Genomic DNA, 15,805 nt, shown 5'->3' with positions numbered 1-15,805 from the left:
CCCGCGCCCTCCTTGAACGTGCCGTCCCGGTGTTCCGCCAGGGCCTTCAGGCCACCCCGGCCCAGGCCCCGGCCACGAGCGCGCGCCAGTCGGGCACGGGCGTCCCGGGCGCGCTCTGCCGGGCCAGCTCGAACGCCAGCGACCCCAGGGGCGCCTTGGCCGGGTCGCGCACCGCCTGCTCGATGATCACTTCGAGGACCCCGCCGCCGTCCGCGAGCCTCGGCAGGGCCTCGTGCACCCGGTCCGCGAGCCCGCCGGGCAGGCGGCCGGCCTCCCGCCCGGCCACGTCGATGCCGGTTCCCGTGGAGATCAGGGCGATCTCGGGCCGCATCCGGTCGGCGATCCCGGCACTGGTGTGCAACGCGATCGAGGTCCAGACGATCTCGACGCGCTCCTCGCTCAGGCCGCGTTCGCGCAGGAACCCGGCGGCCAGGTCGGCGCCGTCGACCTCGAACCGCTGGTGGCCGTCGCCGCGCCCGGTCAGCCCCACGTCGTGCAGGACGGCCGCCAGGAACAGCAGCTCGTCGTCGTAGTCGGCCCCCGGGCGCAGGCCGCTCCCCTCGCCCGCGGCACGGCCGAACAGGTAGGACCGGACGCTGTGGTTGAGCATCGCGACCGGTTCCAGGCCGGCGGCGAACGCGTACGCCTCCCGGGTCAGCTCGGTGTCGGGAACGGAGAATTCCGCGACCAGCCGGGACATCGACGGCTCGCGGGGTGGAAGGCCGTGCATGGGAGATCTCCTTACATCGGTGCCGGGGACGGCGGAGGATCCGGCTCCGGCGGGGGGCCGCGGCGCCGGATCCGCCTCCCTCGATCGTCGTTCCGGACGGCCGGGGCCCACCAGTGGCCAGAACGCCGATGTGCGCTACGTTCTGGCCATGCATCAGGTCGCGGTCCTCGCGCTCGACGGAGTGATCCCCTTCGACATGGCCGTGCCGGGTCAGGTGTTCGGCATGGCCTCGGGCGAGGACGGCGACCCGCTGTACGAGATCCGGGTGTGCACCCCGCCCGGCGGCGCCCTGACCCCGGCCGGGGTCGGGCGGATGCGGATCCGGACCGGTTGGGGGCTGCCGGCGCTCGCCACAGCGGACACCGTGATGATCCCCGGGCATGACGGTTTCCTGGAGGATCCGCCGGGCGAGGTGCTGGACGCGCTGCTGGAGGCGGCCGGACGCGGTGCCCGCATCGCCTCGATCTGCGTCGGCGCGTTCGTCCTGGCGGCCACCGGGCTGCTGGACGGCCGGCGCGCGACGACGCACTGGTACCACGCCCGCGCGCTGGCCGAGCGCCATCCGGCCGTGGAGGTCGACCCGGCGGTGCTGTTCGTGGACGGCGGCGACCTGCTCACCTCCGCCGGGGTGGCCGCGGGGATCGACCTGTGCCTGCACATGGTGCGCCGTGACCACGGCTCCGCGGTCGCGGCGCGGGTCGCCCGGCGCAACGTGACGCCGCTGCAACGCGACGGCGGGCAGGCCCAGTTCATCCGGCACGAGGACCCGGCGGACGCGGGCACGGCCCTGCAGCCGACCCTGGCCTGGCTGGAGGCGAACCTGCACCGGCCGCTGACGCTGGAGGACATCGCGCGGCACGCGGCCGTCAGCGTCCGGACGCTGAACCGGCGGTTCCGCGCCCAGACCGGCACGACCCCGCTGCGCTGGCTCCTGCGGGCCCGGCTGATGCGCGCCCAGCACCTGCTGGAGAGCACCGGCCTGCCCATCGAGCGCGTGGCGGCCGAGTCGGGGTTCGGCTCGGCGGTGACCCTGCGGGCGCACTTCGCCCGTTCGGTGGGCGCCTCGCCGCAGTCGTACCGCACCGCGTTCCAGGCCCGCCCGGACGAGCGCGACTGAACGCGCGGGACTGAACGCGCGGCGCCCCGCGGGGGGCGCCCGGCCACCGGAAGCCGAATCAGATTCGGTACGGTGGCGGTGGGACTGGGATACGGGAGGTGTCCGGCGGTGACCGATGACTGAGGGCACGGGCGGTGGGACCGCCATCGCGGGACTCGGCATGACCGAGCTGGGCAGGGTGTACGGGCGCAGCCCCCGGCGCCTGGCGGCCGACGCGGTGCGGCTGGCCGCCGCCGACGCCGGCCTCGCGCTCGGCGACCTGGACGGGCTGCTGGTCAGCCACGGCATGGGCGGCTCCCCCGGGATCGAGCTGGCCGACACGCTCGGCCTGCGCGACCTGCGGCTGCTGTCGCAGCTCAACTCCTTCGGCGCGACCGCGGGCGCGATGGTGTCGTACGCGGCCCAGTCCATCCTCAGCGGCGCCGCGTCCACCGTGGCCTGCGTGTTCGCCGACGCCCCGCTGAAGCCGGAGCGGTCGGCGGGCTCGGCTTACCACCGCGACGCCCCCGAGTGGTACGGCTTCGGCGGGATGACCGCCGCGCTCGGCTTCCGCAGCGTCAACGCGTTCTACGCGCTGGCGGCGCGGCGGCACATGGAACGGTACGGGACGACCGGCGACCAGCTCGGCGCCATCGCGGTCGCCACCCGCGCCTGGGCGGCCGGCAACCCGCGGGCCCAGATGCGCGAACCCATCACGCTCGACGACCACCGGGCGTCCCGCTGGGTCGCCGAGCCGCTGCGCCTGCTGGACTGCTGCCTGGTGTCCAACGGCGCCGTCGCGATCATCGTCACCGGGGCGGACCGGGCGCGCGACCTGGCCCGCCCGCCGGTGCATGTGTGGGGCTGGGGCCAAGGGCACCCCGGGCACCGCAAGGAGCGGGGCAGCGACTTCGGCCTCACCACCGGCGCGCTCACCTCGGGGCCGATCGCGATGAAGATGGCCGGGGTGACCCCCGGCGACATCAGCCAGTGCCAGCTCTACGACTGCTACACCTACACCGTCCTGGTGTCGCTGGAGGACTACGGGTTCTGCGCCAAGGGCGAGGGCGGCGCCTTCGCCGCGTCCGGCGCGCTCGGACCGGGCGGCGCCCTGCCGACCAACACCGGGGGCGGGCAGCTGTCGTCGTACTACATGTGGGGCATGACGCCCCTGTCGGAGGCGGTGATCCAGGCCCGGGGCGACGGCGGCGAACGGCAGGCCGGACGCAACGACGTGATCCTGGTCAGCGGCAACGGCGGCATCCTCGACCACCACTCCACGCTGATCCTCAGCCCGCACCCGAAGGGGGCCTGACCCGTGACGAGCATGGAGATCGGCGTTCTGCGGCGGGACGGCCGCACCGACCCGTTCTTCGACGGGACCGCGCGCGACCGGCTGGTCATCCGGCGGTGCGCGGCCTGCGACCGCTGGTTCGCCCCCGACCAGGCCGGCTGCCCGGAATGCGGCGCCGGGGAGCTGGAGTGGGCCGAGGCCGCCGGCACGGCGACCCTGGTGACCTGGACGGTCACGCACGGCCGGCCCGCCGCGGACGGGACCGCCCCGCCGCCCGCCTTCCTGGCGCTGGTGGAGCTGACCGAGGGGCCCTGGCTGCACGCGCGGCTCGACGGGATCGACCCGGCCGCCCTCCGGGAGGGGCTCCCCCTGCGGGCCCGTTTCCGGCATCCCGGGGCGGGCGAGTCGTACGTGCTGTTCGGCCCGGAGGGCTGAACGGGCCCGGCCGCCCCCTGGACCGAATGGCGTTCGGGCCAGTAGCGTGAACCATGCGCACGGATATCTGCGAGATGTTCGGAATCGAGTTCCCGCTCCTGGCCTTCAGCCACTGCCGCGACGTGGTCGCCGCCGTCACCAACGCCGGCGGGATGGGAGTGCTCGGGGCGGTCGCCTACACTCCCGAGCGCCTCGAAGAGGAACTCCGCTGGATCGACGACCACGTGGACGGCCGCCCGTACGGCGTCGACGTCCTGGTCCCCGGCAAGATCGACGAGTCGGCCGAACGGGCCGGCCGCGGCGAGGGCGGCCTGGACACCATGCTCGCCGCCGTCCCCCGCGAACACTGGCGGTTCCTGGCCGGGCTGTTCGAGAAGTACGACGTCCCGCCCCCGGACCTGGACCGGGCCAGGCGCACCCACCGCCGGGGCGGCACCCAGGTCACCAAGGAGGGCGCCACCGAACTGATCGAGGTGTCGCTCGCCCACCCGATCCGGCTCATCGCCAGCGCCCTCGGCACTCCCCCGCCGCTCATGGTGGACAAGGCCAGGGCCGCCGGGATCCCGGTCGCGGCCCTGGTCGGCACCGCCGAGCACGCCCGCCGCCAGGTCGCCGCCGGGGTCGACCTCATCGTGGCCCAGGGCGGCGAGGCCGGCGGGCACACCGGCGAGATCTCCACCATGGTGCTGGTCCCCGAGGTGGTCGACACCGTCGCCCCCGTGCCCGTGCTGGCCGCGGGCGGCATCGCCACCGGACGCCAGATGGCCGCCGCGCTGGCCCTCGGCGCCTCCGGCGTGTGGTGCGGATCGGTCTGGCTCACCACCGAGGAGGCCGAGACCTCCCCGGCGGTGAAGGCCAAGCTGCTCGCCGCGACCTCCCGCGACACCGTCCGCTCCCGGTCCCGCACCGGCAAGCCCGCCCGCCAGCTGCGCTCGGCCTGGACCGACGAGTGGGACGGCCCCGCGAGCCCCGGCCCGCTGGGCATGCCGCTGCAGATGATCCTGGCCCAGGGCGCGATGGCGCAGATCGACAAGGTCGCCGCGACCGGCAACCCGGGCGCCCGCGAGCTGGCCAACTACTACGTCGGCCAGTGCGTCGGCCTGATGAACACCGTCAAACCGGCCCGCCAGGTCGTCTACGACATGATCGAGGAGTTCGCCGACGCCCTCGACCGCCTCAACGGCATCACGGGCGGCGACTAGGCTCTGTTTCCCCGGCCCGGCCCACGGCGCTCGCCTGGCGGGCTCGCACCTGACCGGGCCTGGGCGACCGCGACATCGCTTCGCGTTCTGCCCGATGGTGCTCGCCTCCGGCATCGCCCCACCGGGCAGGTAGCGCGCTCGCGCGGTGGCTGAGGCCGCTTCGAGACAGCCCCCAGCCTCCGGCAGGCCGGCTCCCCCAAGGCCCTGACACCGGGCGGAAGCGTGAATACGCTTCCCTGTCAAGCGATCAGATTCCCCGTCCGACGGCAGCGAGGGGCTGACGGTGAGCGCGGAACAACAGGGCCAGGACGGCGAGCAGATCCTGCGGACCGCGTCGGGACACGAGCTGTTCGGCCTGTTCGACAGGCTGACCCGGGCTCTCCCCTGGCGCCCGCAGATGCGTCCCTTCCCGGTCATCGTCCTGGAACCGGGCGACGACCGGACCGACGAGCAGGCGTTCATGGACGCGTTACGGCACGCCGCCACCCGGATGCGGCTGCCCGCCCTGCACCTGCGGCCCGGCCGCGACGGGGACGGCGGCGAGCAGGACGGTTCGGACGCCTGCGCGCTGCTCGAGCGGATGGCCCGAGACCTGCCATGGCTCGGCGCCGCCACCCGGGCCGGACGCTTCCGCTTCCCCCGGTCGGACCTGGTCAGGTCCCTGGAGGAGGCGGTCGGCACCGCCCGCGGCGACGGCTCGGCGGCACGTCCCCCGGACCTGCGCGCCGCCGCGCTGGAGGCGTGGAACGCACGGGCCGGCCTCTTCCAGGACGGGCCCCGCTCCCTGCCCGCCTGGTGGCCCGCGGCCGGGGCCGCCCTGGTGGCGACCCTGGGCGGGCTGGTCGGCGGCTTCGCCGAGCAGACCAACTGGACCGCGCTGCTGGCCGCCGTCGGCTCCCTGTGCGCCGTCCTGCTGGTGGTCACCGCGCTGTTCAGCCGCCGGATCTGGCTGCCGGTCGCCTCCCGCGTGGGCTTCGGCAGCCGCTACCGCTGGCTGGCCACCTCCTCCTTCTTCACCATCCTCGGCGACGGCAGCGACGGCCTCCGGGGCCGTCCCGGCGTGGAACGGTGCCTGTACGAGGTCTTCGGCCGGCTGACCGCCCCCGACGCCGACGAGTTCCTGCTGCAGATGAAGACCCTGGCGTTCCTGGAGGACCTGCGGGCCGGCTACCGCCGGCTCTCCCCCGCCCTGCGCGGCTTCAAGCGTCCCGCCCCGCCGGTGCTCTTCCTGGAGAAGGTCACGGCCGGCAACGGCGGCATCGCCCTGCTGTCGGCCATGAGCGACATCCGCAGCCGCCGCAGCGAACTGCACCCCCTCCTGGTCGTCGCCTCCGCCGACGCCGGCCACCGCGACCAGATCCCCGGCCCCGCCGAACCCCGGGAACGGGGCGACGCCGTCGAACGCTACGAGCAGTGGCAGGCCGCCCTCGGCACCTCCCAGGGCCCCAGCCGCCACGTCCCCCTCCCCTGGCTGCTGCGGCTGCCCGTCGTCGACGGACCCCGTACCGAGCCGGCCCCCAGGACGCGGCCCCGGCGCCGCCCCCGCTGGACGTGGGCGTGGTCATGGCGCGGCCTGCTGGTGTACGTCGTCGCGTTCATCGTGGTCACCAGCCTCGTCCACGCCGAGCTGCGGTCCCGGTACTGCTCGGTCGGGCTGCCCTTCTCCTGGAACGCCGACACCCGCCTGCACACCAACGCCGACGGCACCAGGGAATGCGTGGGGGTCGCCACCCGCGGCGTCCGGTTCGAGCGGAACGGGCGGAGCATCGGCCTGGACGGCGAGCTGCACGACCCCGGCGACCGGAGCCGCGGGCCGACCCTGGCCGGCCTCCAGGCCATGATCGACGAGGAGAACCGGCGGGTCATCGGCGGCGGCCTGCCCTACGTCACCGTCCTCCACGCGGGCGTGTTCACCACCCGCAAGGACGAGTACGACCTCACCGTCACCAGCGTCAAGGAACTGGCCGGCGCCCACCTCGCGCAGCTGCGCAACAACGAGCGGCAACGGCCGGGGCAGGCCCGGAACCCGCTCCAGATCCGGCTGCTGCCGGTCAACACCGGGCAGGACATGACCCTGTCGCAGGCCGCGACCGCCCAGATCCTCAAGATCGCCCGCAAGGACCCCACGGTCATCGGCATCGTCGGCATGGGCCGCAACACCCGGCCCTCCCAGGAGGCCGTCCGGCGGCTCCACGCCGCCGGGCTCCCCATCATCAGCACCGTCAACTCCTCCAACGAGCTGCCCCGGCTGGACCACTTCCACTCGCTGGCCGCCACCAACCGCGAGGAGGTCGCGGCGTCCCGGGCCGCGTTCGGCGGCGCCGCGAAGGGCCGCACGATGATCGTCTCCCGGGAGCCCGGCCCGTCCGGCGACGCCTACAGTCCCGAGATCGCCGCCGACGCCGAGCGGGTCCTGCCCCGCCCGTCCCAGCCCGTCCGGTACGAGGGCACCGGCGACATCCCCGGCAAGGTGTCCAGGGCGTGCGCGTCCCCCGGAGAGCCGTTCACCCTGGTGTACTTCGCGGGCCGCGCCGAGGACCTGTGGGGCCTGCTGGAGGGCCTCAAGACGGGCGGCTGCACCCAGCGGCGGCTCACCCTCGTGGCCGGCGACGACGTCACCAAGAACCGGTTCGGGTCCGGGCCCGGCAAGATCGGGCTGCCCGAGAGCATCGAGGTGTACCACACCGCCTTCGTCCACCTGCCGCACCTGATCGCCCGCGACCAGAGCAGGCCGTTCTTCCAGCAGGCCCGCGACCGGCTCGGCATCGGCGCGCCCCCGCTCCGGGGGGACGACGAGCTGCTGGCGGACGGGCAGATGGCGCTCGCCTACGACGCCCTGGGCGTGCTGGCACAGGCCGCGCAGCAGGCGTTCCACGACCTCGGGCTCGACCGCCCGGCCGCCGGCCGGGTCCCCGGCGGCAGCGCGGTGACCTCCGGCACCGTGCTGACCGAGCTGCCCCGGGTGAAGCTGTACGACGGCGCGACCGGCAACATCGACCTCACCGCCGCGAAACCGCCCGCGGCCGGCCAGGGCACCCGGGGCCTGACCCTGCTCAGGGTCACCTCCTCCGGCGGCGAGGTCGTGTCCGAACCGGTCTGTGGGCGGCTCGGCGGCGGCCTGCCCGTACCCGGGTTGCGCCCCTGCCCGGCCTGAGCCTCGGCGGTACCGGCGTCAGCGGTACTGCTGGAGGGGACGGCCGGGGCCCTTCCTGATCTGCTCGGTGAACAGGCGGGCCAGCGCCTCGTGGCCCTTGACCGTCGGGTGGAAGCTGCGGGGCTCGGCGGCCAGCGACGAGACGCTGATCGCCAGCCCGTTCATGTACGGCTCGGCGCTGCCGACCTCGTGCCCGGCGAAGGTGCTGTAGGCGTCGGCGAACTCGACGCTGCCCGCGCCGCGGGTCGCCGCGACGCGCTCGTCGGCCTCGGCCACCGTCTCCCGGATGACCTCGTTCAGCTCCCGCGCCCGCGCGTTCAGCCACCGCTGGTCGGCCACCGAGATGTTGTCGCCGGACGCGCCGTCCACCTCGGAGAACGCGCGCGGGTAGCCCATCACGATCACCCGTGCCCGCGGCGCCTTCGCGGTGATCCTGGTGTACAGGTCGGGCAGCGACCGGCGCAGCTCGGCCATGCGGGTGGCCACGTCCCGGCCCTGCTCGGAGCAGGCACGGGCCCAGGGCAGCTTGATCACGCAGCCGGCCAGCACCCGGGAGAACCCGACGTCGTTGCCACCGATGCTGATCGTGATCAGGCTGGTGTTCGCGTCGATCCGGTCGAGCTGGGGCGGCTCCCCCGACTTGCCGGTGATGACCTGGCGGGTGGTCGCCCCCGAGCAGGCCCAGAACGCGCTGGCCTTGAACGGGAAGGACCTGGCCACCTGGTGGTAGTAGGCCCTGGAGGTGCGCTGGCACCGTTCCAGGGGGTTCTGGTCGGCCACGGTCGCCTCGGCGCCGAGACCTGAGGAGTAGGAGTCGCCGAGCGCCACGTACGTCCCCTGGGTGGCCGCCTCCAGCGGGGTGAGCGCCCGCCGCTCGGGCGCCTCGGCCGGGTCGGCCTTGGCGGCCCGCACCGGCGTGGGACAGCCGCTCCCGAACAGCTCGCACCGTACGGCGGGCAGCGCGACCAGCGGTGTGATCCCCACCGCGAGCAGCACGACCAGCACGGCGACGGCCCGGCCCCGCTGCCCGAGCCGGATGCGCGGGATCGACATACCGCTCCTCTCCTCGCCCTGTAGGAGACGTTCCGGGCCGGCCCCGGGTTCCCGCCTTTACGTTGTAGATTCCTTGATGGGAGGACGGCGGGGAACGCGCGGGCGCGCCGCGTCATGACTCCGGCGGCAGGTCTTCGGGGCGCAGCACGCTCGGGTCCCGGATGATCTGGTCGTTCAGGCGCTCGCAGTGGCGCAGGCCGTCGGGGTGGCAGCGCGCCGCCGCCCGGGCGTAGGCGCACAGCGCCTCGGCGATCTCGCCGCGGGCCTCCAGGATGAGCCCCAGGCGGACCGTGGCGCCCATGTGCCCGGCCGCGGCGGCCGCCCGGTAGTAGACCTCGGCGGCGGTGGGGCGGCCGTCCCCCGTGGGGTGCTCCTGGGCGTAGCCGGGAAGGGTGAACTCGTACGCCAGCTCGGCGGCCATCTCCCGGCGCCGGCTCGGGGCCGCGTTGACCAGGATCCGGGCGGGCTCGTCGCCGTCCCCGGCCGCCGACCGCAGCCACGCCATCCCCTCGTTGGGGCGGTCGTGGCACAGCAGCAGGATGCCGAGCCGGCAGGCGGCCTCGCGGTCGCGGGCGGCGCCTTCGGCCGCCATCAGCAGGTCGACGCCGTGCCGCCCCAGCAACTCGTAGTACCTGCGGTGTGTCATGGAGTGCTGGCGGCGGAACCGGTGCATCCAGTCCTCCAGCGCCGCGTCGTGGAGGTCCTGCCAGTGCAGGACGCGGGAGGCCGGCAGGGGCGGGACCGGGCCTTCCGGGTGTCCGGGAGGCCCGGAAGGCCCGACCGGAGACGCGGGGACCGGCCCGTCCATGGGGGCCCGCGCCCGCCCGCCGGAGGCGTGCGGGTCCCCGAACTTCTCCTGGTAGAGCTCGTACCAGCCCTGCAGGCTCCTGGGCCCGTCGAAGTTCAGCTCGGCCCCGGATCCCTCGTGCACGTGCAGGCAGGTCAGCACATAGGTCGCCACCCACTCCCACCGTGGCGGCCGGTGCCGCTTGCGGGACAGCACGTCACTGAGGGCCGGCGCCGACAGATGGCAGAGCCGGAGGTGCTTGTGCTTGGCGCCGACATGGGGAGCCAGCTTGACCAGCTCCCGGTTGCTGGGCACACAGCAGGCGAGCTTGAAGCGGTCGAGCAGCCGCACGAACTCGTCCAGCGCGTCGTCGCCGCGCGAAGGAAAGATCACCATGGTGGTCACGACCTCACATCCGGATTCTCACCGTAGATCGTTATGGGTGGTGAGAATGATGTCACTGCGACGCGGTTTGCGTGTAACGAATCTAGCGATTCCACATGTTCTGGACTACCGGTCATATGGCCCCTGACCAATGAGCATCGTCCTTGGTCGGAGCGATCCGGAACATCCTGGAGCGGCCAGGACCCGGCCGCGATCGATCTTTGTGTCACGTGACACGAAACCCGTCAGTAGCAGAACGAGATTCGCCATCGAAAGTAGATCAATGGGGCCAAGTGTCCGATTAATGGGATGCCAGGTGTTTTGGTGTGGTGTTCCGAGTACTTCCGCATGGGTGTTTCTTGTGACCGGAAGCGGGCGGCTCTGGCGTACTGGTGATCGTTCGATCCGACGATCTCCCGAAGGAGCACACCGATGTCCGTACGCACACCGGCGCCGTCCCACCCGGACCGCCGCCCGGAACGCCGTCCCGGCCGCCGCCCGGCCGGCCGGCACCGCACCGTGCTCGGCGCGCAGACCGTCCCGGCCGCGACCACCCGGTTCAGCGACGACGACCTGCTGCTGTTCCTGCTGGTCTCCACGTGGGAACTGCACACCGCCCGCCCCGCCCCGCCCGTCGCCCCGGTCGAGATGACCGAGGAGGAGCTGATCGAGTACTGGTGCGACCCCGCCGACGTCCCCGCCGACGTCCCCGGCGGGCCCCGGCCGGGATCCCGTTCCGAGCCCGGCACGGGCCCGGCCGCGCGGGCGGAGCCGTCCGCGTGAGCCATCCCGCCGCCTACGACCGGCCGTCCGGCGACCGGCACTTCCTGAACCGGACCTCGCCCGTGACCACCACCCTGGCCGCCGTCGACATCTGCAGGTTCGGCGCCCGCCGGGACGCGCGGACCCAGCTGCTGCTGCGCCGCGAGATGTACGGGCTGATCGCCGAGGCCTGCCGCATCACCCGCGTGCCCTGGTCGTTCTGCCACCACGAGGACCGCGGCGACGGCGCCCTGTTCATCGTCCCGCCGGAGGTCGCCGCCGACCATCTGCTGGACCCCTTCGCCAGCCACCTCAACCTGGTGCTGCGCCGCTACAACCGGCTCGCCGGGCCCGCCACCAGGCTCAGGCTGCGCCTGGCCGTCCACACCGGACGCGTCCACCGCGACGACCACGGCGTCGCCGGCCCGGCCCTGGTCCATCTGTTCCGGCTCCTGGACGCGCCGGCCTTCAAGCGGTTCGCCGACGACGTCGTCGACGACCTGGCCATGATCGTGTCCGACCGGATGTACACCGACGCCACCGAAGGAGGCGGCCTCATCAATCCCGACGCCTACGTGTCGCAGCGCATCTCCTGCAAGGAGACCCGCACCCGCGGCTGGATCTGGACCCCGCCCAAGCATTAGAGCGCGCGGACCGGCGCGAACCGGCCGGCGCCTTTACGTTGTAGATCATTTGGCTGTTCCGGCGGCCGGCCGATCTCGGGTGCGGGATGCTGGGCACCGGCGGGAACGCGCCGTGCCCCGCCGTCCCATCTCGTCCCCGGGGGGAGCATGCTCGCGGTACTGACCGGCCTGGGCCTGTCGGCCGCGGCGGGCCTGAACGCCTACATCCCGGTGCTGGTGGTCGGGCTGCTCGGCCGGTACACCGACCTGGTCAGGCTGCCCGCCGAGTTCGGCTGGCTCACCGACGGCCGGGTCCTGGCGGTCCTGGCCCTCCTGCTGGCCGCCGAGATCGTCCTGGACAAGGTGCCCGTCGTCGACAGCGTCAACGACATGGTGCAGACGGTGATCCGCCCGGCCTCGGGCGGCGCCGTCTTCGCCGCCGCCGAGGCCGCCGGGCGGCTGGACGCGGCTCTGTCGGACGTCCCCTGGCTCGGCTGGGCGCTGGGCATCGCGTCCGCGCTCGCCGTCCATCTGACCAAGGCGTCCCTGCGCCCGGTCGTCAACGCGGGCACCCTGGGCACGGGCGCGCCCGTGGTCAGCGCCGCCGAGGACACCGTCTCCCTCGGCATGAGCCTGCTGGCCGTCCTCGCCCCCGTGGTCGCCCTGGCCGGGCTGGTCCTGCTCGCCTACGCGGCCGTCCGCCTGCGGCGCCTCCGGAAGCGGCGAAAGCGGACGGCCGCGGCGGCCCCCGGCGCGCCGGAGGCGCCGGACGCGCCGGGCCGCCGATGGTTCAGAACGCCAGGTCGCGGCGGCGGAAGAGCATGACCCCGGCCGCGGTGAGCAGGAGCGCGACCCCCGCCAGCACCGCCACGGGCGTCACCGCGAGATCGGCCGAGGGCAGCGACGGCGTGTGGCTGAACGGCGAGAGGTTCATGACCGGCCGCGGCAGTTCCAGGATCGGGCCGAGCTGCCCGATCACGAGGCAGCCGCCCAGGGCGGCCCAGGAGAGGGCGACCGCCAGGCGCGGCAGCAGCCCGATCACCGCGACCACGAACCCGGCCAGCGCCATGGTCGCGGGCAGCCGCACCATCGCGGCGCCCGCCAGGGACGGCACCTTCTCCAGCGAACCGGCCGCCGCCGCGTAGGCGAGGCCGTTGCCCAGGCCGATGACCAGCAGGAGGACCGCGGTGCCGAACGTGGCGCAGAGGATGTGGGCGAGCATCCAGCGGGGCCGGCTCACGGCCGTGGCCAGCACCGCCTCCAGCGGCCCGGTCTCCTCGTCGCGCATCCGCAGCAGCGCCTGCACGGTGTACCCGGCGGCGATCACGGCGATCAGGCCCATCATCGCCGTGAAGTAGACGTCGACCAGATCGCCGCCGCCGGCCAGCCGGCCCATCATCTCCTCCAGCCGGTCGCTGCCCCCCAGCACCTCCTCGGCCTGGTCCCCGACGGCGCCCAGCGCCAGGCCCACGATCAGCATGCCCGCCGCCCAGCCGTACAGGACGCCGCGCTGCAGCCGCCAGGCCAGCCCGAGCGGGCTGAGCAGGCCGCGCGCCGCCTCGGCGGGGCCGCGGCGCACCGGCAGCATCCCGGTGCCCACGTCGCGGTGGTCGGTGAGCGCGAACGCGGCCCGGACCAGCACCGCGAAGAGCAGGGCGTGCAGCGCCAGCGGCCACCAGTCGTCACCGCCGTACGGGCGGACGCGCTGCGCCCAGCCGATGGGCGAGAGCCAGGACGGCCACAGGCTGTCGACCCGCATGTCCTCGCCGGGCGTGGCGAGCCCGTCCCCGGCGGCGCGGAGGAGGAAGGCCAGGCCGAGGACGGCCGCGGCGACGCCGCTCGCCGCCCGCGCGCTCTCGGCGATCTGCGCGGTCACCGCGGCGACCCCGGCGAACACCACCCCGGCCGCGCCGATGGCGGCGCCGGCCGCCAGCGAACCGGTCACCGGCAGTCCCGCGGCGGCCAGCGCGCCGGCCAGCAGGAACGCCAGCAGCAGGTGGGCGCCGGCCGTGACGAGCAGCGCGGCGGCCAGCCCGGCGTGCCGTCCCACGGCGGCCGAGCCGATCATCTCGGTGCGGCCGGTCTCCTCGTTGGCCCGGGTGTGCCGGACCACCGTGAACACGCTCATCAGCGCCGCCAGCACGGCGACGATGGTGAAGGTCTCGGCGATCACGATGCCGCCCGTGCCCACCTCGGGGACGATGCCGTTGAACACCCGGGAGACGGCGCTGGCGGCGTTCGACCGCACGTAGGCGGCCTGCTCGCGTTCGGTCGGGTAGAGGCCCTCGATGCCGGCGGCGCTCCCGCCCGTGACCGCGGTCATCCCCAGCAGCCACAGCGGGAGCCGGACGCGGTCACGGCGCAGCGCCAGCCGGGCGAGCCGGCGGGTGCCGGTGAACGTCACGAGGCGCCCGCTCATCGGGCGGCCTCCACCCGGCTCCCGGCGTCCTGCCCGGACTCGTCGCCGGAGGGCCGGTCGCCGTAGTGCCGCATGAACAGTTCCTCCAGGGTGGGCGGGTTGCTGGTGAGCGCGCGGACCCCGAGCCCGGCCAGGTGCCGGTGCACCTCCGCGAGCGCGCCGGACTCGACCTCGAAGCTCGCCGTGTTCCCGTCCGCGCTCAGCCCGTGCACGCCGGTGATCTCTTCCAGCCCGGTGGGGGGCCGCTCGGTCTCCACGGTGATCGTGGTGCGGGTCAGGTGGCGCAGCTCGTCCAGCGTGCCCGACTCCACCGTCCGGCCCTCGCGGATGATCGACACCCGGTCGCAGAGCCGTTCGACCTCGGCGAGGATGTGGCTGGAGAGCAGGACGCTGCGCCCGGCCCGCTTGGCCTCGGCGACGCAGTCCTGGAAGACCGCCTCCATCAGCGGGTCGAGCCCGGAGGTCGGCTCGTCGAGGACGTACAGCTCCACGTCGGAGGCGAAGGCCGCGACCAGCGCGACCTTCTGCCGGTTGCCCTTGGAGTAGGTGCGGCACTTCTTGGCCGGGTCGAGCCGGAAGCGTTCGACCAGCGCGTCGCGCCTGCCGCGGTCGAGCCCGCCGCGCAGGGACCCGAACAGGTCGATCGCCTCACCTCCGGACAGGTCGCCCCACAGGTTGACGTCGCCGGGGACGTAGGCGAGGTGGCGGTGCAGCGCCACGGCGTCGCGCCAGGGGTCGCCGCCGAGCAGGCGCACCTCGCCGGAGTCGCGGCGCAGCAGCCCGAGCAGGACCCGGATGGTGGTGGACTTGCCGGCGCCGTTGGGCCCGAGGAACCCGTGCACCTCGCCGGTCCGGACGGTCAGGTCCAGCCGGTCGAGCGCCCGGACGTCGCCGAAGCTCTTGGTCAGTTGGGAAATGCGGATCGCGTCGCTCATAGCGATGGCCCCGTCCTCGCCCTCGTGCGCGGTCGTCGAAGCCCCGGGAAAGCCCCAGAGACTGACCGTCGGTCAGGACAACAGGCTAAGGGACGACCATCGGTCGGGCCAACCCGGGGAGCGCCGTCCTAGGGTGGACGGGTGGACGACAAGAAGTCCGCGGACACCCGGGCGCGGATCCTGAGGACAGCGCTGGACCTGTTCGCCGAGCGCGGTTACACGAACACCTCGATGCAGGAGATCGCCACCCGGCTGGAGATCACCAAGCCCACGGTCTTCTACCACTTCCCCTCCAAGGCCATCCTGCTGGCGACGCTGTGCGAGCCGCTCACGGAGGACCTGGAGGAGGTGATCGTCGCGGCCGAGGCCGAGGAGGACCTGGCCCGGGCGCGCCGGGACCTGATCGAGGGCACCCTCGACGTCTACATCCGGCACCGCAGGGTGCTGCGCCTGCTCTTGCACGACCTCACGCTGCTGTCGCACGACCACTCGTTCCGCCGGCTGGTCGCCCTCGTCCAGCGCAGCCACAAGGTGTTCTCGGGTCCGGAGGAGGACGTGACCGTCCGCATCCGGGGGGTGCAGATCTTCGCGATGCTGAGCGATCCGGTGATGTTCTTCGACGACCTGCCGGTCGAACGGCTCCGCGCGGAGATCCTGGCCGGCGTGTGGGCGCTGATCGACGGGGTGGAGGCGCAGTTCGGCAGGGCCGCCCCGGCACCCGCTCCCGCGCGCCCGGCACGCCGCCGCGCTGGGCGTCCCAGCGTCATGGACGCCGCCAAGGCGGCGCGGGCCCGGGAGATGTACGCGACCGGCGCCCACAGCGTCGGCGACATCGCCGCCCGGCTGGGCGTGTCGCGCGCCACCGTCTACCGCCACCTCGACGACGACGCCCCGTCCTGATTCGCGACGTTTATGAGACAGATTGTGCGAC

At 74.0% G+C, this 15,805-nt stretch carries 14 protein-coding genes; 9 read left to right on the top strand and 5 right to left on the bottom strand.

Annotated elements, in window-relative coordinates; all coding sequences use genetic code 11:
• Nucleotides 1–46: 46 nt before the first annotated feature.
• Nucleotides 47–730 (bottom strand): HD domain-containing protein, encoded by a 684-nt coding sequence (locus IW256_RS13140; RefSeq protein ID WP_197011229.1) that lies wholly within the window; start codon nucleotides 728–730, stop codon nucleotides 47–49.
• A 148-nt stretch (nucleotides 731–878) separates the two neighbouring features.
• Here IW256_RS13140 and IW256_RS13135 point away from each other — a divergent pair, with 148 nt between their 5' ends.
• From IW256_RS13135 to IW256_RS13115, 5 genes are all read left to right on the top strand, one after another.
• Nucleotides 879–1,847, top strand: a complete 969-nt coding sequence (locus tag IW256_RS13135; protein ID WP_197011228.1) for a GlxA family transcriptional regulator — start codon at nucleotides 879–881, stop codon at nucleotides 1,845–1,847.
• A gap of 115 nt (nucleotides 1,848–1,962) precedes the next feature.
• Nucleotides 1,963–3,141, top strand: a complete 1,179-nt coding sequence (locus IW256_RS13130; protein WP_197011227.1) for a thiolase family protein — start codon at nucleotides 1,963–1,965, stop codon at nucleotides 3,139–3,141.
• Between the two features lie 12 nt (nucleotides 3,142–3,153).
• Nucleotides 3,154–3,555, top strand: a complete 402-nt coding sequence (locus tag IW256_RS13125; protein ID WP_197016287.1) for a Zn-ribbon domain-containing OB-fold protein — start codon at nucleotides 3,154–3,156, stop codon at nucleotides 3,553–3,555.
• 53 nt (nucleotides 3,556–3,608) lie between these two features.
• A complete protein-coding gene (locus tag IW256_RS13120) occupies nucleotides 3,609–4,757 on the top strand; it encodes an NAD(P)H-dependent flavin oxidoreductase (protein ID WP_197011226.1) in 1,149 nt (382 codons plus the stop codon).
• Between the two features lie 283 nt (nucleotides 4,758–5,040).
• A complete protein-coding gene (locus IW256_RS13115; protein ID WP_197011225.1) occupies nucleotides 5,041–7,911 on the top strand; it encodes an ABC transporter substrate-binding protein in 2,871 nt (956 codons plus the stop codon).
• An 18-nt stretch (nucleotides 7,912–7,929) separates the two neighbouring features.
• Here IW256_RS13115 and IW256_RS13110 read toward each other — a convergent pair whose 3' ends face one another.
• Together IW256_RS13110 and IW256_RS13105 are read right to left on the bottom strand one after the other, a co-directional pair.
• Nucleotides 7,930–8,964 carry an SGNH/GDSL hydrolase family protein gene (locus IW256_RS13110; protein ID WP_197011224.1) on the bottom strand — a complete coding sequence of 345 codons (1,035 nt, stop codon included), beginning with the start codon at nucleotides 8,962–8,964 and terminating at the stop codon, nucleotides 7,930–7,932.
• A 112-nt stretch (nucleotides 8,965–9,076) separates the two neighbouring features.
• On the bottom strand, nucleotides 9,077–10,156 hold the full coding sequence (locus tag IW256_RS13105) for a hypothetical protein (RefSeq protein ID WP_197011223.1): 1,080 nt from the start codon (nucleotides 10,154–10,156) through the stop codon (nucleotides 9,077–9,079).
• 411 nt (nucleotides 10,157–10,567) lie between these two features.
• Between IW256_RS13105 and IW256_RS13100 the strand changes: the two genes are divergently transcribed.
• The 3 genes from IW256_RS13100 to IW256_RS13090 all read left to right on the top strand — a co-directional run bounded on the left by IW256_RS13100 (nucleotide 10,568) and on the right by IW256_RS13090 (nucleotide 12,345).
• Nucleotides 10,568–10,918 carry a hypothetical protein gene (locus IW256_RS13100; protein WP_197011222.1) on the top strand — a complete coding sequence of 117 codons (351 nt, stop codon included), beginning with the start codon at nucleotides 10,568–10,570 and terminating at the stop codon, nucleotides 10,916–10,918.
• Nucleotides 10,915–11,541 (top strand): hypothetical protein, encoded by a 627-nt coding sequence (locus IW256_RS13095; RefSeq protein WP_197011221.1) that lies wholly within the window; start codon nucleotides 10,915–10,917, stop codon nucleotides 11,539–11,541. The genes IW256_RS13100 and IW256_RS13095 overlap by 4 nt, the downstream gene beginning before the upstream one ends.
• Before the next feature lie 147 nt (nucleotides 11,542–11,688).
• On the top strand, nucleotides 11,689–12,345 hold the full coding sequence (locus tag IW256_RS13090) for a DUF4126 domain-containing protein (RefSeq protein WP_197011220.1): 657 nt from the start codon (nucleotides 11,689–11,691) through the stop codon (nucleotides 12,343–12,345).
• Here IW256_RS13090 and IW256_RS13085 read toward each other — a convergent pair.
• The gene (locus tag IW256_RS13085; protein ID WP_197011219.1) at nucleotides 12,311–13,939 is read right to left on the bottom strand and encodes an ABC transporter permease; all 1,629 of its coding nucleotides are present in this window, start codon (nucleotides 13,937–13,939) and stop codon (nucleotides 12,311–12,313) included. The genes IW256_RS13090 and IW256_RS13085 overlap by 35 nt on opposite strands.
• A complete protein-coding gene (locus tag IW256_RS13080; protein WP_197011218.1) occupies nucleotides 13,936–14,874 on the bottom strand; it encodes an ABC transporter ATP-binding protein in 939 nt (312 codons plus the stop codon). The genes IW256_RS13085 and IW256_RS13080 overlap by 4 nt, the downstream gene beginning before the upstream one ends.
• Nucleotides 14,875–15,015: 141 nt before the next feature.
• Between IW256_RS13080 and IW256_RS13075 the strand changes: the two genes are divergently transcribed.
• The gene (locus tag IW256_RS13075; protein ID WP_197011217.1) at nucleotides 15,016–15,774 is read left to right on the top strand and encodes a TetR family transcriptional regulator; all 759 of its coding nucleotides are present in this window, start codon (nucleotides 15,016–15,018) and stop codon (nucleotides 15,772–15,774) included.
• Nucleotides 15,775–15,805 lie beyond the last annotated feature (31 nt).

Source organism: Actinomadura viridis (genome assembly GCF_015751755.1).
GTDB lineage: Bacteria > Actinomycetota > Actinomycetes > Streptosporangiales > Streptosporangiaceae > Spirillospora > Spirillospora viridis.
The sequence above is the reverse complement of the archived record's forward strand: the minus strand, read 5'-3'. Positions and strand labels throughout refer to the sequence as shown.